Below are 18,766 nucleotides of genomic sequence, written 5' to 3'. Positions count from 1 at the left end.
TCTCCTTCATGAGGGCGGATCATCAGCCATAGATTTCTGGGTATGACGACTGCTTCCACTGCCCCCACTGCCACCAACCCCGTGCTGCGCGTGGCCCCCGCCGCCCCCGCCGAGGCCGCCGCCCACTTCCGGGCGAGTCTCGCCTTCCACGCCGACGTGTCCGACGTCGCCGCCGCCCTCGCCGCGGACGGCGACCCCGGCTTCGTCCTCGTGGACTCCCGGTCCACCGAGTCCTGGGACCAGGGCCACATCCCGGGCGCCGTCCACCTTCCCACCGCACTCGTCCCCGAACAGGCCGGGCACCTGCTCGACCGTTCCGTGCCGGTCGTGACGTACTGCTGGGGCCCCGGCTGCAACGGTGCCACCCGTGCCGCGCTCGCCCTCGCCGAACTCGGCTACCAGGTCAAGGAGATGCTCGGCGGCTTCGAGTACTGGGTGCGCGAGGGCTTCGAGTTCGAGACCTGGGAGGGGCGCGAGCGCCGCCCCGCAGACCCCCTCACGGCGCCGTGGGGGGCGCGCGACTGCGGTTGCTGAGTCACCGGCCGAGCACGGCGAACAGGTGGGTCGGCCATGCGTGTAGGTTCTGCTGCCATGGTGAGATACGCGGATCCCGGCGTGGTGGAGTGGGTCGAGTCCGGCGGCGGCCCCCTGATAGCGGTGCCGGAGACGGTACTGCCGTTCTGGGCGGGAGCCGACGGCGACGAGACGGTCTCGGACTACGACCGGGCCTGCGAGATCGACGGGGCGGTCGGACTCCTGCCCGTGGGGGACAGCGCGGCACTCGTCCTCGGCGACGAGCCCGCCTCGACCTCGTACCTGCCCGAGCACGGCGTCTTCGTACGCTGGTGCGCCGCGGACTGCGAGAAGGAACTGCTGGCCCGCGTCCCGGCGGCACTCGCGACGGCCGTCTGGGAGCGCGAGGTGCGCTGGACCGTCCCGGGGACGGTGCTCCTGTTCGACCCGGCCTGGCCGGGACGTGAGACGGAACGCACCGAACATCTGCGGGTGGCCCTGGAGCCGGGGGCGTACACGGTCCGCGCCGCCCGCGTGCAGCCCGGGCCGGAGACCTGGCTGGGGCTCGTGCAACTGCGGCGGTTGCCGGACTGACGGGGCGGGACGCGCGCGAGGCGTGACCGAGCCGTGCCGCCTGCGTGAAAACCGGATGCGCCGGGCCAGGCCGTTCCGCATCATGATCTGCCATGCCCCGACTTCCCCACCCCGCCCCCGAAGAACTGCGCCGCGACCCGCTTCCGCTGCGCGGCCGGACCGCCCTGGTGACCGGAGCCAGCAGACGCGGCGGCATCGGTCATGCCGTGGCCCGGCGGCTCGCCGCGTACGGGGCGAGCGTCTATCTGCACCACCATGTGCCGCACGACGCCGCCATGCCCTGGGGAGCCGACGAGCCCGAGGACGTCGCCGCCTCCGTGCGTGCGGCGCTCGGCGACCCGAGCGCGCGGGTCCTCGCGGGCCCGGGCGACCTCTCCGACCCGGCCGCGCCCGCCGAACTGGTCACCACGGCGGCGACGGCACTCGGCGGGCGGCTCGACATCCTGATCGCCAACCACGCGCAGAGCGGCTTCGACGGCACCCTCGACACGATCGACGCCGCGATGCTCGACACCCACTGGGCCGTCGACACCCGCTCGGTGCTGCTTCTCGTCCAGGCCCATGCCCGGCTGAGGCCGGCCGGTCCCGGCGGGCGGGTGGTGATGATGACGTCCGGCCAGGACATCGCAGGCGGCATGCCGGGTGAGATCGCCTACGCCCTCCAGAAGGGCGCCCTCGCATCGATCACCCGCTCGCTGTCGACCACGCTCGCCGAGCGGGGGATCACGGTGAACACCGTCAACCCCGGGCCCGTCGACACGGGCTACCTGACCGGCGAGGCGTACGACGCGGTGGCGGCCGCCTTCCCGGCCGGCCGCTGGGGCATGCCCGACGACCCGGCCCGCCTCATCGCGTGGCTCGCGACGGACGAGGCGGGCTGGATCACGGGCGAGGTCATCAACTCCGAAGGAGGCTTCCGGCGTTGATCACAGGGCGGCCAGTTCGTCCACCAGGTCGTCCAGGCCCAGGGAACCCTGCGACAGCGCCGCCATGTGCCAGGCCTTGAGGTCGAAGGCGGCGCCGTGCCGCTCACGCGCCTTCTCGCGGCCCAGCAGCCACGCCCGCTCGCCGAGCTTGTAGCCGATGGCCTGGCCCGGAATCGTCAGGTACCGGGTCAGCTCGCTCTCGACGAAGTCCGCCGGACGGCTGCTGTGCGCGCCGAAGAACTCCTGCGCCAGCTCCGGGGTCCACCGCTCGCCCGGGTGGAACGGCGAGTCGGCCGGGATCTCCAGCTCCAGGTGCATGCCGATGTCGACGATGACCCGGGCGGCCCGCATCATCTGCGCGTCCAGGTAGCCGAGCCGATGCTCCGGGTCGGTGAGGAAGCCGAGCTCGTCCATCAGCCGCTCCGCGTACAGAGCCCATCCCTCGGCGTTGGCGCTGACCATGCCGATCGTGGCCTGGTAGCGGGAGAGGTTCCCGGCGACGTACGTCCACTGCGCGAGCTGGAGGTGGTGGCCCGGCACGCCCTCGTGGTACCAGGTCGAGACCAGGTCGTAGACCGGGAAGCGGGTCTGGCCCATGGTCGGCAGCCAGGTGCGGCCCGGACGCGAGAAGTCCTCCGACGGCTGGGTGTAGTACGGGGCCGCCGCACCGCCGGGCGGAGCGATGCACGACTCCACCTTCCGTACCGGCTCGGCGAGTTCGAAGTGCGTGCCGTCCAGCTTCTCGATCGCCTCGTCCATCAGGCCCTGGAGCCACTCGCGGACCTCGTCGACGCCCTCGATGTGCCGACCGTGCTCGTCGAGGTGCGCCAGCGCCACCCACGGCGTCGCGGCGCCGGGAAGGATCTTCTCGGCCTCCTTCTTCATCTCGCCGAGCAGCCGGTGGTACTCGGACCAGCCGTAGGCGTACGCCTCGTCGAGGTCGAGGTCCGTGCCGTTGAAGTAGCGGGTCCAACGGGCGTAGCGCTCGCGGCCCACGACGTTCGACGCGCCCTCCACCGCCGGCACGTACACCTCGCGCATCCAGTCCCGCAGCTCCACCACGGCGGCCGTCGCCGCGCGCGCGGCCTCGTCCAGCTCCGTGCGCAGCGCCTCGGGACCGGCCGCCGCGAAGTCCTCGAACCAGCCGCGCCCCTCGCCGGTGTCCGCCCACTCGGTGAGCTGCCCGACGAAGGTGGTGGTGGGACGCGGGGCCGCGTACAGCTTGCGCTCCAGGCCCAGTTCCAGCGACGCGCGGAAGCCCGCGTACGCGGCCGGCACCGCGCGCAGCCGCTCGGCGATCGCCGCCCAGTCCTCGTCGGTCTCGCTCGGCGTGACCGTGAAGACCTCGCGCACCGAATGCGCGGGCGTGGCCATGTTGCCCACCGAGCGCAGGCCCTCGTCGGCCTCGTGCACGGCGAGTTCCGCCGTCAGCCGCTCGCGCAGCAGACGCGCGCACCGGCGTTCGATGTCACTGTCCGCGCCGGGGCGGCGCTCGGCCTCCTCAAGCCGTGCGAGGGTGGCCCGCTGGAGTTCCGCGAGCGCCTCCTGGCCCGCGGGCGAGAGGTCGGGGAGCTTGCTGGAACTCTCCTTCACACCGAGGTACGTACCGGTGACCGGGTCGAGGGCGATGAGCTCGTCGACATACGCGTCGGCGACCTCGCGGGGCAGCGGAGTCTTGGTCTCAGACATGCCGCCCATCCTCATACGGCGAGCGGTGCCGCGTCAGCCCGGATTCCCCGCGCGCAGCCCCTGTCAGCCCGATTTCGCTGAGGGCGTGGTTCCCGCCGGGCCGGGCGGGAGCAGCGGCCCGCAGTCCCACTGCTGGAAGATCAACCGGGTCTCCACCCGCGCCACTTCCCGCCGGGAAGTGAACTCGTCGAGCACCAGCCGCTGCAGATCCGCCATGTCCGCCACCGCGACATGGACGAGATAGTCGTCCGGCCCGGTCAGGTGGAAGACGGTACGGGACTCCGCGAGCGCCCGGATGCGGTCCACGAACGGCCCCACCAGTTCCCGTCGATGCGGCCTGACCTGCACCGAGAGCAGAGCCTCCAGCCCTCGGCCCAGCTTGGCGGGGTCCAGCCGGAGCTGATGGCCCAGGATCACGCCCGAGCGGCGCAGCCGCGTCACCCGGTCCAGACATGTCGACGGTGCGACCCCGACCTGCGCCGCGAGGTCGCGGTACGTGGTCCGGGCGTCGTTCTGCAGGAGCCGCAGCAGATGCAGATCGACCGGGTCCAGTACGACGGATTCGGCCATGGCCCGAACGTAACACGGCATCCGCCCCGCACGACCCGCCCGATGTTCACTCTTCCGCCCATGGATCCCGCGAGCAGAGAGGCATACGACGGCATGCACGGGTATGACGACGTACGTACCGCCCCGAGAGCACTCGCCACCGAGGCCGTGCACGCCGGCCGCGACGACCTGGCACGGAAGGGCCTGCACGCCCCGCCGATCGACCTGTCGACCACCTACCCGTCGTACGACAGCCGAGGTGAGGCGGCCCGCATCGACGCGTTCGCCACCACCGGCGCCGAGCCGGACGGCCCGCCCGTCTACGGCCGCCTCGGCAACCCGACCGTCGCCCGGTTCGAGACCGCCCTGGCCCGTCTGGAGGGCACTCAGGCGGCGGTCGCCTTCGCCAGCGGTATGGCGGCACTGAGCGCGGTACTCCTGGTACGGGCGTCGATGGGCCTGCGCCACGTCGTCGCCGTACGCCCCCTGTACGGCTGCAGCGATCACCTGCTGACCGCCGGACTGCTGGGGACGGAGGTCACCTGGACCGACCCGGCCGGGATCGCGGAGGCGCTGCGTCCGGACACCGGTCTGGTGATGGTCGAGTCCCCCGCCAACCCCACGCTCGCCGAAGTGGATCTGCAGGCGGTGGCCCATGCCTGCGGCTCGGTCCCGCTGCTCGTGGACAACACCTTCGCCACGCCCGTGCTCCAGCGCCCCGCGGAACGGGGCGCCCGGCTCGTGCTGCACAGCGCGACCAAGTACCTCGGCGGGCACGGCGACGTACTGGCGGGCGTGGTCGCCTGCGACGAGGAGTTCGCCGCACGGCTGCGGCAGATACGATTCGCCACCGGCGGCGTCCTGCACCCGCTCGCCGGCTATCTGCTGCTGCGGGGTCTGTCCACCCTGCCGGTGCGGGTCCGGGCCGCTTCGGCGACCGCCGCGGAACTCGCCCGCAGGCTCGCGGCCGACCCGCGCGTCGCCCGCGTCCACTACCCGCGCATCGGTGGCGCGATGGTCGCGTTCGAGGTGCACGGCGACCCGCACGACGTCATCGCCGGGGTCCGTCTGATCACCCCCGCCGTGAGCCTGGGCAGCGTCGACACCCTCATCCAGCACCCGGCGTCCATCAGCCACCGCATCGTCGACGAGACCGACCGCCGCGGCGCCGGAGTGAGCGACCGGCTGCTGCGGATGTCGGTGGGCCTGGAGGACGTCGACGACCTGTGGACGGACCTGGACGAGGCGCTCGGCGGGCGGGGGGAGCCGACGGCCGGGGTCGGCATCCGGGAGACCGTGCCGAGCCTGTGACCGGCAGGCGGGCCCGGGTGTGCCGCGCGGGGGGCGGGCGCACACCGCGGCCCCCCGCGCACCCGCCGCCGACCGGTTCCGCCGCGCACCCGCCGCCGACCGGTTCCGCCGACCGGCCGGCGGCGAAGGGCCCCGCGGCCGCCGAACGCTCCGCTTCTCCTACGGCGCTTCGGGCCGAGCCGACCCAGCCGCGCGGGACACCCGCTCGGTGACTCCCACGGTGCCCGCCTGCTCACCCACGGGAGCACCGACCCGGGCGGTGATCACCAGCGTGCCCTCCTCGATCTGGTAGTCGAGAGGCCGGCCCAGGCCGCGCATCGCGGCGACCATTCCGGTGTTGGACGACCGCGTCACGGCATACACGCTCTCGCAGCCCGCCTCGACCGCCATCCCGATCAGCCTGCGCAGCAGTTCGCTGCCGATGCCCCGCCGCTGCCACGCGTCCTCGACGAGCAGCGCGACCTCCGTCTCGTCGCCGTCCCACAGCAGATGACCGAGGCCGACGATGCGGCCCGACGCGGTCTGCACGGCGAGCGTGCGGCCGTACCGCGGGCTGAGCAGGTGGTTCAGATAGCGGTCCGCGTCGCGGACCGGGCCGTGGTACCGCATCCCGAGCGTCCGCGTGGAGCACCGCTCGTGCATCTCCCGGGCCGCCTCCAGATCACCGGTGTCCGCGCGGCGCACGGTGATGTCGCTGCCCTCCGGCAGCGTCAGCACGTCCTGGCTGCGCGGCACCCGCGGGCCGAGCCGGGCGTCCAACTCCACCAGGGCCCGCGCCCGCGCGAACTCGGTGGGGGTGAACGGCAGATACGGCCGCTCCACCGTGATCACTCCACCTTCCGGCGCCCGCAGCCGCATCACGGTGTCCTCAAGCGCCCCTTCCACCGGCACCGGCTCCGATCCCCGGCCCCTCCCGGCCGGCGCGACGGGCAGCGAACGGATCGTGCAGCGGCCCAGCAACTGGCGCAGTGCCAGGGGAAGTTCCGAGGCGTCCAGGGCGGTACGCGTGGCCAGGCCCAGCACCCGGGTGGGCGCGTCCACCAGGTCGTGGGCGTCGGCCCGCTCGATCCAGGTGCCCGCACCGCCGGCCACCGAGACCGCACGGCTGATGTCGGCCGCCGCGAGCGCACCCGGCGTGCGGAGCAGGAACTCGTCCACCGTGCCCTCGGCCAGCGGGTGCGTCTGCAGGCTCAGGATGTCGACCCGCAGATCGGCGAGCGCCGTGCACAGCACGGCCAGCGACCCAGGTGCGTCCTGCACCGTGGTCCGCATCCGCCACAGGGCACCTTCCTCCGGCACCGTCGCCGCCTCGTCCGGCGAACGGTCCGACGGCCCGGCCCGCTCCTCGGAACGCGGCCGGGCGCCGGTATAGCCCTTCGGCGGAGCGTGCCCGTGGCGGCGTGTCCACCATGTGTGGAACCCCGCCGCCGCGACCAGCACGGCCGACGAGGCCGTCAGCAGGGCCGATCCGTCGGGCCCGTACCCGATCAGGTTCGCCCCCGCCTGGGCCACCGCCGCCGTGCAGAGCCCGGCGAGAGCGAGGGCGTGGCGCCGCCCGTGGTGTACCGGACGGCCGTCTTTCGCGCGCGTCACATCAGACATGTCTCGACTCATGCAACCACTGTGAAGGAACGGTGTTGCGTGATCACGAACGCTTTGTGACCGGGCGGTAAAGAACCTTTATGCCAGTTTTGTCCACTGTTCAAATGTGTTGCGGGCGTGACCGCCGGGGAGGCGGCCTCGTTCCGTCACGCGGCCAGCCCCTCCGTCAGCGCGCTGCGCAGGCGCCGGGCCTGGGCCACGAGCCGGGACGAGCCACGCCGGTCCGCCGTGCCGGCCAGGTGCGGCAGCTCTCCGCGTGCCCCCGTTCTCTCGGCGCACTCCGCGGCGACGGTCAGCAGATCCGCCAGCCCTCGGGTGGGAGAGGCCGCCCCGCCGGCGCCGAGATCAGCGAGCAGGACGGGCAGGGAATGCCGCAGGATTCCCCAGACGACCGCGTTCGCCCCGGTGGCCGCCGCCGTCCGCACCGACTCGACGAGCCGCGACGGCTTCACGGCCCCGCGCCGCACCAACTGCCCCAGGTCCGAGCCCAGTGCGGCCACGTCGAGCTGCCCGCGCGCCGCCAGCACCAGCAGGGCGTCCACGGCGGCCAGCCGGTCCTCCGGATGCCGCGCGCCGAGCCCGTAGGCCACGGCCAGGTGGACGGCCTCCCCGGCCTCGCCGTCGGATTCGGCCAGTTGGGGAAGTATCGCCGCGTCGCCCCGCGTGTCGTCGACGGCGACCGCCGAGATGTCGCGCAGCAGTCTGACCGCCACCAGTTCGCGCTGCTCGGGCAGCACGGCGAGCCAGTGCTGCCGCATGCCGTCGCTCCAGTGATGGCAGTACCAACGATCCCGGTACACGGTCACCGGCCGCCCCAAAGAGCCGAAGTCGGACGGGAAGTCACCCTGCAGTTCGAGGATCTCCCCGGACTCGACGAGGATGCGGTCTCCCGCTGTCCGCCGCCGGTACGACGGGATGGCGGGGCCGGCGGTCAACCACTGGGCGAGACGCGTCCCCTCTGCCGTGCCCAGCGCCGCCGCTCGCTCTGCGGCCGCCTCGGCCACCGCACGGTCGCCGCGCCGGACCCGCAGCAGTGCCTGGGCGAAGTCCGCTGCCGATATCCGGGCGCCGAGGCGCCGGTACTCGTCGAGCCGGGCCACCAGCTCCTCGGGCTCCAGGAGGCCGGTACCCCAGGTGGGCGTGGACAGCAGGAACGGCAGTGGCTCGGTGCCGATCCGGTGGGCCACCTCCCAGAGGCGGGCCTCGAAGGCTCCGGCGAGAGGACTGTGACCGCAGTCGCTGGTGACGGCACGGCGCCGGACCGCATGGCGGAGCGTGGCCGTCGTGATCTTGCCCCGCAGTGTGGCCAGCAGCAGGTCGAGGCCGTGCGCCGCGTCGATCAGACCGTGGTGCCGGGTGAAGTGGTCGTCGGCGCTGAACGGGTACTGCGATGCGCTGTCGCCCCACCAGCGCCGGGCCACGACAGGTTCCAGCGCCTCCAGCAGGGCTTCCGCGTCCCGGTATGCGTGACGCACCAGTGCGTCCAGGGCCCGCTCGAACGCCGCCACGTCACCACCCGACGCGAGCAACGCCCCGACCTCCTCGGCGAGTTCGGTGGCCGACCCGGGCGCGGGAGCCAGTCGGACCGGCTCCGGCGCCGGCGGCAGGACCTCCTCGTAGGGGGCCGGCTCCAGGCTCGCCGGGGCGGCGCCCAGGCTGCCGACCGCGCGCGCACGCAGGACGGGGATCAGCTGCTCGGCAGCCGACGCGAGTTCGTCCCGGACGTCCGAGCACTCGACCTTGCCGACATGCCGCTCGACCAGTTTCAGCGCTCGCTCCTGTACGTCGGAATCCTCGTGTCCGAATGCCAGGGCCACCGCGGGCAGCAGCTCCTCGACCGCGGACCTGTCGCGGGCGAGCACCTTGCCCAACAGGACCAACTGGGCGCGCACCAGCTTCTTCTCGGTGCGGAAGAGGACGGCACCCGACATCTCGGCCAGCTGACGGGTGGTCAGTCCACCCTCCAGGGCCAGTGACGCGAGCACCGACTGGGCGTGCCCGGCCACGACGGACGTGGCGTCGGAGGCCAGTGCCAGCCAGTCGGCGGTGTGCTCCCGCAGCTCCTCCCCGGTGAGCTCGAAGCCCTGCAGCATGCGCAGGAACACCCGGTGGTCGGCCGGCGGCCCGCCCCGCAGCAGCCGGGCCAGGCACGCGCCGACCGTGGCACGGCGGTCGAGGACTCCCTCGGCCGTGAGCCGGGCCAGCGCCTCGGTCCAGCTGCTGGGACCTTCGGCGGGCATCCAGGCCAGACGGCCGCCGATGTCGTTCGTCTCGAAGAGCGCTGCCGTCAGCGGAGCCAGGTGCGGGTCCTTGCGCAGCCGGTCCAGAACCGTGTCGCCCCGCTGCCAGACATGGCTGATGTGCTCCACCCACCCGTGCACGTAGGCCTCGGTGGTCGGCACCGGACATCCTGAGAGCCGTACCAGCCCCGCCATCAACTCGTACGGGACCCGCGCGCCGACCGGCCGTTCGGCGATCCTGTGCGCCACATCGGCGAGCCAGCCGGCAGCCCTGTCGCCCAGGACGTCGAGCAGTACGGCCGGGGGTGCGGACCACCAGCGCATGTCGGCGGCCGTGAGCCAACTCGCCACACCGGCCGCACCCGTCTGGCACGCGGCACCCGCGACATGCAGAGCGGGGTAGGCACGGCGGGACCGCTCACCCCACTGCTCCGCCCTCAGCTCCTTGCGCAGCGCCTTCAACTGCGGGAAGCACGCGCGCCGTTGGGCGTCCGTCATCCCGTCCAGCAGGCTCACCACCTCGGCCGTCCGCCCGTCCCGGACCGCGTCCATCAGCGCACTCATCACGCACCCCCGTCGACTCGTGCCATGTCCCGCTCCGCCGCGGCGACACCGCGCCGCACCATCCGCACCGCCAGCGCGTGCTTGCACGGCCCGCGCCCTCCCCGGTACTTCGCCCACCACAGACAGCTGCAGCTGAGTACACCCACCTCGTCGCGCACCCGGTGCACGTGACCGTCCTCGGCCGTCACCGTTCCCAGGGAACCGTCCAGCGTGACCGCGCCCGCCGCCACCAGGGCACGAGCCGACCGCAGCCGCGGGTTGTGACGCTCCACGCGTTCGGCGTCGTACGGCAGCTCCCGGTGGAAGTAGGCCGCCTCCGCCGTGTCGTACCCCACCCGCCCGGACGTGCCGAGCCGGACCAGCGCCGCCCGCACGCGCTCGGGCGGCAGGCCCGAGGCGGCGGCCAGGTCGGTGACGTCGACGCGGGGCTCCCACGCGAGGAGCACCGAGATCAGCTCCGCGTCCTCGGCCGCCTCGTCCGTGGCGAGCGCGTCGAGGACGCCGCCTTCGCCGGAGAACCCGCGTGAGGCGTCCGGCGACAGCGTCAGGGTCAGCCGCATGCCCGGAAGCACCGCCTCCCAGGCACTGGCCGTGGCGGCACCACCGACGGTGACCGCGGGCCCGTACACCCGCAGGGCCGAGGCATGCCGCAGGACCCGCTGGAGCGCGGTCAGCCGCTCCGGGCCGGGCAGGGACACCGCGCCGGGCACCGCGCGCGTCGTCGGCCGCAGCCCCTTGCCCGAGGGCACCACCCACCGCGCGCCCATCGAGGCGCCGCGTGCGCCACCGCGCGGAAGCGCCCGCAGGAACCGCACCGCCTCCGCGGCCGGCAACTCGGCCCGCAGGTCGAAGCCCGCGGCTATCACCTGCGCCTCCGCGAAGCCGCGCAGCCAGCGGTCGGGGAGCGGCACCTTCTTCTCCACGACCGGGCCGTCCAGCGTGGTCACCGCCAACTCCTGCGGGCCCACGCGCAGATGCAGCGGATCGTCGGAGCCGATCCGGGACAGCGCCTCGCGCAGGGGGTTGTTGACGTCGACGTTCGTCGTGCCGTGCCCCACCTCGTCGCCGTCCAGACCGGATTCCAGTACGTCCAGTCGGGCGTACACCCCGCAGCAGCCGGAGAAGGACTCGAAGCGCAGCCGGTCGCCGTTGCCCGTCACCACTGGGTCGAGGGAGGCGCGCAGCTGCCGCTGGTAGTACCGTGCGGCCGCCACGTCGGCCACCGCGAGGAGCCCGGCGGCAGCGACCTGAGGGGAGGTCAGGAACCCCGCGAAGAAGCGCGGATGGTCCTGCACACCGGTGGGCGTCGCACCCCGGGAGGTCTCCAGCCCCAGGCGCTGTCCGTCCGCTGCGGACTCCAGCGCGGAGGGTCGGCAATAGGCCACGGCCTGCAAAGATCGCGTCATGGAAAGACCGTAGAGGCGACCACTGACAATCGGCTCCGACCTGCGAAAAGACCACCTCCTTAGGGGTGTTCGCGCTGCCGTGACACCACGGCCGCGCACCGGGGGATGACGCCGGTGCGCGGCACGTCGCTCAGGCTACGGGAGTCACTGGCCGACCCGGCCCGGCTGGAGGACGCGGGTGAACAGGACCGTGCCGTCCGACTCGCGCAGGCGCACCGTCAGCTCGCCGCTGCCGCCGTCGATGTCGACCTCGCCGAAGAACTGGTAGCCGCCTGCCGGCGACACGTTCGCGGTGGTCGGTGCCTTGAGGAACACCCGCTCGGGGCCGAAGGTGCCGTCCAGTTTGTTCGCCGGGAACGCGCCCGCGTTGAGCGGACCGGAGACGAACTCCCAGAACGGCTCGAAGTCGGTGAAGGCGGCACGCGACGGCTGGTAGTGCTGGGCGGAGGTGTAGTGCACGTCGGCGGTCAGCCACACCGTGCCGGTGATCGCGCGGTGCTTGATGAAACGCAGCAGTTCGGCGATCTGCAGCTCCCGTCCCAGCGGGGCCCCCGGGTCACCCTGCGCGACGGCCTCGACGTTCGGCCTGCCGTCACCGGTGTCCGGCACCACCAGGCCCAGCGGCATGTCGGAGGCGATGACCTTCCACACCGCCCGGGAGCGGGCCAGTTCGCGCTTGAGCCACTTCAGCTGCTCGGCGCCGAGGATGCCCTGGGCGTCGGAAGGCTGGTCGCCCGGCGAGTTGGCGTTGCGGTAGGTCCGCATGTCCAGCACGAACACGTCGAGCAGCGGGCCGTGGTGGACCACGCGGTACACCCGGCCGTCGGGGCGGCGCAGGGTGGAGATAGGGAAGTACTCCGAGAACGCCTGCCGGGCGCGGGCGGCGAGGACGTCGACGTTCTTCTCGGTGTAACGGGAGTCGGTGAGGATCTCACCGGGGTACCAGTTGTTGGTCACCTCATGGTCGTCCCACTGGATGATCGAGGGCACCTGCGCGTTGAACCGCTTCAGGTTCTCGTCGAGCAGGTTGTAGCGGAAGTTGCCGCGGAACTCCGCGAGCGTCTCGGCGACCTTGGACTTCTCCTCCGTGGTGATGTTCCGCCAGGTGCTGCCGTCGGGCAGGGCGACGGAGGCCGAGATCGGGCCGTCGGCGTAGATGTTGTCGCCGCTGCAGAGGAAGAAGTCGGGGTCCAGCGCGGCCATCGCGTCGTAGATCCGGTAGCCGCCGAGGTCCGGGTTGATGCCCCAGCCCTGCCCGGCCAGGTCGCCCGACCACACGAACCGCACACCGTCCCGCCGCCGGGCCGAGGCGGTACGGAACGTGCCGGCGACAGGCGCGCCGGTGCGGCGCGGATCGTCCGGGTCGGCGAGCAGCACGCGGTAGTGGATCTGCTCGCCGGACGGCAGGCCGCGCAGCCGCGTGGTGCCGGTGAAGTCCGTGCCGGCGTCGAGCAGTGGACCGTGCCATCTGCGGGCGTCGCGGAACGACTCGGTGGCGGACGTTTCGACGATCATCCGGGCCGGGCGGTCGGACCGCACCCACACGAGTCCCGAGTCGCAGGTCACGTCTCCCGTCTGCACACCCCAGCCCGCACTGGGACGCCCCGACCGGGCGAAGGCCGGTGCCGAGCCGAGGGCGGTGGGCAGGGTCAGGGCCGCCGACGCGGCGAGCGAGCCGCGCAGCACGCTGCGTCGGCCCGGGAAGGGGCGGTGTGACATGGGGGCCTCCAGGGGCGGGATCCGGCCAGTGTGCACTGCCACAACTACTGGTGCGCCGCAGCGCACACGCAAACCACAAGTGAACAACTGACCCCACCCGCAGGGGAACCGGACCGTCGAGCGGGAGGCGGGTGGACACACGTTTCCGGTCACGCCCTGCCGGCTCGGCGCGGCGGCCCCGAAGGTCGTCAGCGTGGGCGCGCGGCCGCGGCCTGCGCCATCAGCCGCACGCCGTCCCGGATGCGCTCGGGCGACAGGTGCGCGTAGCCGAGGACCAGCCGGACGTCCCCCTGCTCGCGGCCCCCGGCAGACGGGTGCGCGTAGTCCGTCAGCGCGCGCACCGCCACGCCGGCGGCCGTCACGCGCGCGACGAACCGCTCCAGCGGGCCGTACCGTTCCGGCAGCGCGGCGATGACGTGCAGTCCCGCGGCGATCCCGGTCACCTCGGCGCCCGGAAAATGCTCCTCAAGGGCGCCGACCAGGGCGTCCCGGCGTTCCCGGTACGCGCGCTGGCAGCGTCGCAGCTGCCTGTCGTAGTCACCGCGCTCCAGGAACCGCGCGAACAGCGCCTGGTCCAGCGACGGGTGACCGAGATCCATGGTCCGCTTGCGTTCGACCACGTCGTCGGCCAGTGCCTCCGGTACGAGCAGCCAGCCCAGCCGCAGCCCAGGAGCGAGGGACTTGCTGACCGAGCCGGTGTAGGCGACACGTTCCGGGTCGAGGCCCTGGAGGGCTCCGACGGGGGCGCGGTCGTACCGGAAGTCGCCGTCGTAGTCGTCCTCCAGGACGAACCCGTCGACGGTGCGCGCCCATTCGAGCAGCTCGGTACGGCGCGCGGCGGAGTAGGCGATGCCGGTGGGGAACTGGTGGGACGGCGTCGTGACGACGGAGCGGACGCCCGACGCGTACAGCGGGCCGATGGCAAGGCCGTGGCCGTCCAGTGGCAGCGGCACGGTGGTGGCCCCCGCGGCGGCGTAGAGGGCGTCGTGCTGCGGGCTTCCCGGGTTCTCCACGCCGACCTCGCGCATCCCGCGCGCGTGCAGCACGAAACCGAGCAGCGTCGTCGCCTGGGCCACGCCGGAGACCACCACGATGCGCTCCGGGTCGCCGACCACGCCCCGGCGGCGTGCGAGCAGCTCGGCCAGTGCCGTACGCAGCCGGGGCAGACCGCGCGGGTCGGGATAGCCGAGCTCGGCGTGCGGCAGCTCGGCCAGCACCCCGCGCTGCGCCGACGCCCACGCGGCACGCGGGAACAGCGACAGGTCCGGCGTCCCGGGTACGAAGTCGGCCCGGGCGCCGGTGGAGCGGGGAGCGAGGTCACGCGCGCGTGGGCGTGCGGCCCGTACGGCACCGCTCACCCAGGTCCCGGCACCGCGGCCGCTGCGCAGATAGCCCTCTGCCGTCAGCTGCTCGTACGCCTCGGTGACCAGCCCCCGCGACACGCCCAGGTCCGCGGCCAGATCCCGGCTCGACGGCAGGCGCGTGCCCGGCGCGAGCCGCCCCGAGCGGACCGCCTCACGCAGCGCCGCCTGCAGCGAACGTCCACGCGCGCGTGCGGGCGCCGAGGCGGCCGGCAGGAGCAACTCCCAGGCGGCCGAGGGGGAGGAGCCGGATGGCGCGGGCCTCTTCGGATCGCCGCCGGAAGGCGCGGTGGGCGGCTGGTCGAGCCCGGCGAGAGTGCCGCCCTGCGGCTCCGCCGGACCGGCGCCCGCCGCCCCCTGGACCGGATCTCCACCCCCCGTGTGCCCTGCAGAACCGGCGCCCACCGTCCCCCCGCCTGGATTGGTCTGCGATCGCCTCATGAAAGTGGACCTTAATCCGGACCGCCGCACTTCCTAGCGTCGCTCCCATGAACGCCACCACCACGCGCGGTGCCCTGCTCGCCGCGCTCGCCTGCATCCTCGTCGGAGGGTCCTTCACCGCCAACAGCCTGCTCGGCGACTACCCGTACGCCGGCGGCCAGTTCCTGCGCTACGCCCTCGCCTGCCTCCTGCTCGTCCCGCTGGCCGGGCGGGGCGCCCCGGCCCGGCTGCGCACGCTCGGCGCCCGCCAGTGGGGCCGCCTCGCGCTGCTGGCGGGCGTCGGCATGGTGGGCTTCAACCTGGCCGTCATCGCCGCCGAGCGCACCGCCGAACCGGCGGTCCCCGGTGTCTTCGTCGGCTGCGCGCCCGTGGTCGTGGCCGTCGTCGTTCCGCTGCTGGACGGGCGCCGGCCCCAACGCGCCGTCCTGTACGGGGCGTTGCTGGTGGCCGTCGGCGCGTTCACGGTCCAGGGCTGGGGCCGTACGGACGCCGCCGGCATCGCCTTCTCCGTGTGCGCGCTGGCCGGTGAGGTCGGTTTCGCGGTCCTCGCCGTGCCCGTCCTGCGGCCCCTGGGCCCACGCCTGCTGTCCGCCACGGTGTGCGGGGTCGCCGCCGTCGAGTCCGTGGTGGCCGGGCTGCTGCTGGACGGCACCGCGTGGCTCAGGCGCCCGGACACCACGGAGACCCTCGCGCTGCTGTGGCAGGCGGTGGTCGTGACCGTCATCGGCTTCGTCTGCTGGTACGTGGGCATGCAGCGGATCGGCGCCGAGCGTGCCACCCTCTTCTCCGGCCTCATCCCGGTCGCCGCCGCCTGTACCGCCCCGCTCGTCGGGACCGGCTCCTACGGCGCCGTCCAGGTCCTGGGCAGCGCACTGGTCGGATCGGGCGTGGTCCTCGGCTCCGGCGCGCTCCGGCGCGCCCCGCGCGGATCAGCTGCTGCCGTCGAGGATGACGCGCGCGACCAGGGCCGGGTCGTCGTTCATCGGGCAGTGGCCACAGCCGGGCAGCCTGACCAGACGGGCCCGGGGAATGATCTGCTTGGCGCGTACCCCCTGGCGGCGCAGGAGCAGTCGGTCCTTGGTGCCCCACGCCACCGTGACGGGGATTCCGGGGATGTCGTCGGTGAACTGGACGCTCCCGCCCGCCCGGAGGGTCTGGTCGAACCCCGTGGCCCCCGCCAGCGCGAGCGTCTCGGCGACCACGGCCTCGGGTGAGCGTCGGCCGGGACGGGCGTAGATGGCGCTGGTCAGAACGGTGCGGCCGGCCACGGACCGGGACAGCTGCTCCACCAGCGGCAGCGGCAGCCGCCGCGAGATGCGGCGCATGGTCAGCAGCACGCCGAAGGCGTAGCGCCGCTCGGCCGCGGACCAGAACCCGGCGGGGGAGAGGGCGGTGACGGACCGCACGAGCTTCTCGCGGGCCAGCTCCAGCGCGATCAGTCCGCCCAGCGAGTTGCCCACCACGTGCGGCCGTTCGAGCTCCATGGCCTCGCAGAAGGCGCCGAACACGGCCGTCGTCGTGGGCAGGTCGTAGGCGAGGTCGTCCGGCAGCCCCGGGGACGCGCCGAACCCCGGCAGATCCAGGGAGATCACGTCGCGCTCGGCCGCGAGTATCTCCACCACCGGGTCCCAGACCTGCCGGTGGTGACCGATGCCGTGCAGCAGGAGGAGTGGTTCACCGCTGCCCACGCGCGCGTAGTCGACGGTCACGCTCTGCGGGCCGCGGGGAGAGGGGACCTTGAAGGAGACGGTGGCGGACATGGGGGTGCTCCTCGTCTGGGACGCGCTACGGACGGCGTAGACAGCTTGTCAGCAATTGCTACCGACGGGTAGACCCGGACTGCCCCGGGCCTCGGGCGAGTGTCTGGCTCCCCACGGGTCCGAACAGCCCCGAGGTTGCGCGACGCACACCCTGGGGCGGCGATTTCGCCTGGACAGCGCCGGACACGTCGGCTGGGATGGTGCGGTGACCACCGACATCGAGACCGACGTCTTCGAAGAGCACCGTCCCGTCCTCCTGGGAGTCGCCTACCGCATGCTCGGCCGTGTCGCCGACGCGGAGGACGTCGTACAGGAGGCATGGCTGCGCTGGTCCGGCGCCGACCGGTCCGCGGTGCGCGAGCCGCGCGCCTACCTGGTGCGCGTCACGACCCGCCTCGCCATCGACCGCCTGCGCCAGATCAAGGCCAGGGGTGAGACCTACGTCGGCCCCTGGCTGCCGGAGCCGTACGTCACCGACTTCGGGGACGCGGTACCGGACACCGCGGAACGGGCCGTGCTCGCCGACTCGGTCTCGCTCGCCGTCCTCGTCGTCCTGGAGTCGCTCTCGCCCCTGGAACGCGCGGTGTTCGTCCTCAGGGAGGCCTTCGGCTACCCGTACGCGGACATCGCCGCCATGCTCGATCGCGGCGAGGCGGCCGTGCGCCAACTGGCCGGACGGGCCCGCAAACACGTCGACGAGCGGCGACCGCGCTACGAGGTCGACCCCGCCCAGCGCCGCGACCTCACCGAGCGGTTCCTGGCCGCGGCCGCGGACGGTGACATCGAGGGGCTCATGGCGCTGCTCGCCCCCGACGTCCGCCTCGTCGGCGACAGCGGCGGCAAGGCGAAGGCGCCGGTACGGGTCATGGAGTCGGCCGACAAGGTGGGCCGCTTCCTGATCGGCGCCGCCCGCAAGGGCCTGTCCGACGCGTCCTTCCGCTTCATGGAGGTCAACGGCGGCCCCGCCCTGCTGGTGCTGTCCGGTGACAAGCCCGACGCCATCTTCCAGCTGGACGTCCTCGACGGCCGCATCCAGGCCGTCTACATCATCCGCAACCCCGACAAGCTCAGGTCACTGGCGACCGCCTAGATCCCGCCGCCACGCGACGCCGCGGCGGCGGCACGCCGTGCCGTGAACGTTCCCGGCGATTGGTATTGACCAAGGGTGGGGGCCGCCCTATGGTCGCAGAGAAGTGCAACAACCTTTAATAAACAAGGGCGCTAAAAGGCCTCCGGGCCACGGCGATTGCGGAGGACAGGGTGGGGACCACGCAGCTGGAATCAGTGCCGGAACCGAAGTACTGGCACCTGAGGACCGTGCTCAGTGAGGCACTCGACTCCGAGTTCACCGTGGGCGAGATCCTGCCCAACGAGCGCGACCTCGCGGCCCGCTTCGGCGTCGCCAGGGCCACCCTCCGCCAGGCCCTGGAACAGCTCGAACTGGAAGGCAGGCTGCAGCGCCGCCGCGGTGTCGGTACGACCGTCGCGCCCCCGCGCATGGGCGTGGCTGTCGGCACCGAGCAGCACACCTGGCCGGGCGCGGCCGACGACGTCTGGCAGCCCACCGACTGCACCCAGGCGGTCGCCCCGGCGTCCGTCGTGGACGCCCTGGGGTGCGGCCGGGAGGAGCCCGTGCACACGGTGCGCCGCTCCCGGGTGACGCACGGCCAGCCCGTCGCCGCCGAACTGCTCTACGTCCCGCAGGCGTCGGTGCCCGACCTCTCCGCCATCGACGCGCCGTCCGGCGTGGCACGCGCGCGTGCCGTGTTGCGCGAGCTGCAGCGTCTGGAGCTGGAGGGGCAGGAGAGCGCCGTCGAGCTGGGCTCGGCCCGCGCGGAGGACGCCAAGGAACTCGACCGGCTCCCGGGCGCGCCCGTCCTCGTCGTCACCACCCGCTACCTCGCCGAGGGCCGCACCGCCGCGCTGTCCGTGGCCACGTACCGCGCGGACACCTGCCGGTTGACGTTCGGCGACTTCGGCCGCGTGGAGATCCACGAGGACCCGCAGCGCCGGGCGTCCTGACCGGCGCACCGCCACCCCTTCGCGCCCCGGATCCGCTCCGGGGCGCGGCGCGTTCACCGGTGGGCCCCG

Annotated in this window: 14 protein-coding genes and 1 pseudogene; 7 read left to right on the top strand and 8 right to left on the bottom strand. The window is 73.2% G+C overall.

Annotated elements, in window-relative coordinates; translation table 11 throughout:
- Positions 1–42: 42 nt before the first annotated feature.
- From ACWCPI_RS17680 to ACWCPI_RS17670, 3 genes are all read left to right on the top strand, one after another.
- Positions 43–534 carry a rhodanese-like domain-containing protein gene (locus ACWCPI_RS17680; protein ID WP_451038972.1) on the top strand — a complete coding sequence of 164 codons (492 nt, stop codon included), beginning with the start codon at positions 43–45 and terminating at the stop codon, positions 532–534.
- Between the two features lie 57 nt (positions 535–591).
- A complete protein-coding gene (locus ACWCPI_RS17675; RefSeq protein ID WP_451038971.1) occupies positions 592–1,107 on the top strand; it encodes an immunity 21 family protein in 516 nt (171 codons plus the stop codon).
- A 92-nt stretch (positions 1,108–1,199) separates the two neighbouring features.
- Positions 1,200–2,033 (top strand): SDR family oxidoreductase, encoded by an 834-nt coding sequence (locus ACWCPI_RS17670; protein WP_451038970.1) that lies wholly within the window; start codon positions 1,200–1,202, stop codon positions 2,031–2,033.
- On the opposite strand, the gene ACWCPI_RS17665 is transcribed toward ACWCPI_RS17670, so the two are convergent.
- Positions 2,034–3,722, bottom strand: coding sequence for a DUF885 domain-containing protein (locus tag ACWCPI_RS17665; protein WP_451038969.1), 1,689 nt, complete (start codon positions 3,720–3,722; stop codon positions 2,034–2,036).
- Positions 3,723–3,785: 63 nt separating this feature from the next.
- Positions 3,786–4,292 (bottom strand): Lrp/AsnC family transcriptional regulator, encoded by a 507-nt coding sequence (locus ACWCPI_RS17660; protein ID WP_451038968.1) that lies wholly within the window; start codon positions 4,290–4,292, stop codon positions 3,786–3,788.
- A gap of 60 nt (positions 4,293–4,352) precedes the next feature.
- On the opposite strand from ACWCPI_RS17660, the gene ACWCPI_RS17655 reads away from it, so the two are divergent.
- On the top strand, positions 4,353–5,582 hold the full coding sequence (locus ACWCPI_RS17655; RefSeq protein ID WP_451038967.1) for a trans-sulfuration enzyme family protein: 1,230 nt from the start codon (positions 4,353–4,355) through the stop codon (positions 5,580–5,582).
- A 159-nt stretch (positions 5,583–5,741) separates the two neighbouring features.
- On the opposite strand, the gene ACWCPI_RS17650 is transcribed toward ACWCPI_RS17655, so the two are convergent.
- The 5 genes from ACWCPI_RS17650 to pdxR form a co-directional block, all read right to left on the bottom strand.
- A complete protein-coding gene (locus tag ACWCPI_RS17650) occupies positions 5,742–7,184 on the bottom strand; it encodes a GNAT family N-acetyltransferase (RefSeq protein WP_451038966.1) in 1,443 nt (480 codons plus the stop codon).
- 146 nt (positions 7,185–7,330) lie between these two features.
- Complete coding sequence (locus tag ACWCPI_RS17645; RefSeq protein ID WP_451038965.1) at positions 7,331–9,988, bottom strand: DUF7824 domain-containing protein; 2,658 nt, start codon at positions 9,986–9,988, stop codon at positions 7,331–7,333.
- Entirely contained in the window at positions 9,988–11,394 is a 1,407-nt protein-coding gene (locus ACWCPI_RS17640; RefSeq protein WP_451038964.1) for an SWIM zinc finger family protein, read from the bottom strand. Before ACWCPI_RS17640 ends, ACWCPI_RS17645 begins: the two co-directional genes overlap by 1 nt.
- A gap of 144 nt (positions 11,395–11,538) precedes the next feature.
- Positions 11,539–13,113 carry an alkaline phosphatase D family protein gene (locus tag ACWCPI_RS17635; protein WP_451038963.1) on the bottom strand — a complete coding sequence of 525 codons (1,575 nt, stop codon included), beginning with the start codon at positions 13,111–13,113 and terminating at the stop codon, positions 11,539–11,541.
- A 188-nt stretch (positions 13,114–13,301) separates the two neighbouring features.
- Positions 13,302–14,915 carry a MocR-like pyridoxine biosynthesis transcription factor PdxR gene (pdxR, locus tag ACWCPI_RS17630; protein WP_451038962.1) on the bottom strand — a complete coding sequence of 538 codons (1,614 nt, stop codon included), beginning with the start codon at positions 14,913–14,915 and terminating at the stop codon, positions 13,302–13,304.
- Positions 14,916–14,962: 47 nt separating this feature from the next.
- Between pdxR and ACWCPI_RS17625 the strand changes: the two are divergent.
- Positions 14,963–15,799, top strand: a pseudogene (locus tag ACWCPI_RS17625) (DMT family transporter); the annotation flags it as partial.
- Between the two features lie 45 nt (positions 15,800–15,844).
- On the opposite strand, the gene ACWCPI_RS17620 reads toward ACWCPI_RS17625, so the two are convergent.
- Entirely contained in the window at positions 15,845–16,675 is an 831-nt protein-coding gene (locus tag ACWCPI_RS17620; RefSeq protein ID WP_451038961.1) for an alpha/beta fold hydrolase, read from the bottom strand.
- 205 nt (positions 16,676–16,880) lie between these two features.
- On the opposite strand from ACWCPI_RS17620, the gene ACWCPI_RS17615 reads away from it, so the two are divergent.
- Complete coding sequence (locus ACWCPI_RS17615) at positions 16,881–17,765, top strand: RNA polymerase sigma-70 factor (RefSeq protein WP_451038960.1); 885 nt, start codon at positions 16,881–16,883, stop codon at positions 17,763–17,765.
- Positions 17,766–17,935: 170 nt separating this feature from the next.
- Entirely contained in the window at positions 17,936–18,697 is a 762-nt protein-coding gene (locus ACWCPI_RS17610) for a GntR family transcriptional regulator (protein WP_451038959.1), read from the top strand.
- Positions 18,698–18,766 lie beyond the last annotated feature (69 nt).

This window comes from Streptomyces sp. NPDC001920 (assembly GCF_053594495.1).
This window is presented reverse-complemented; position numbering and strand designations above follow the sequence as displayed.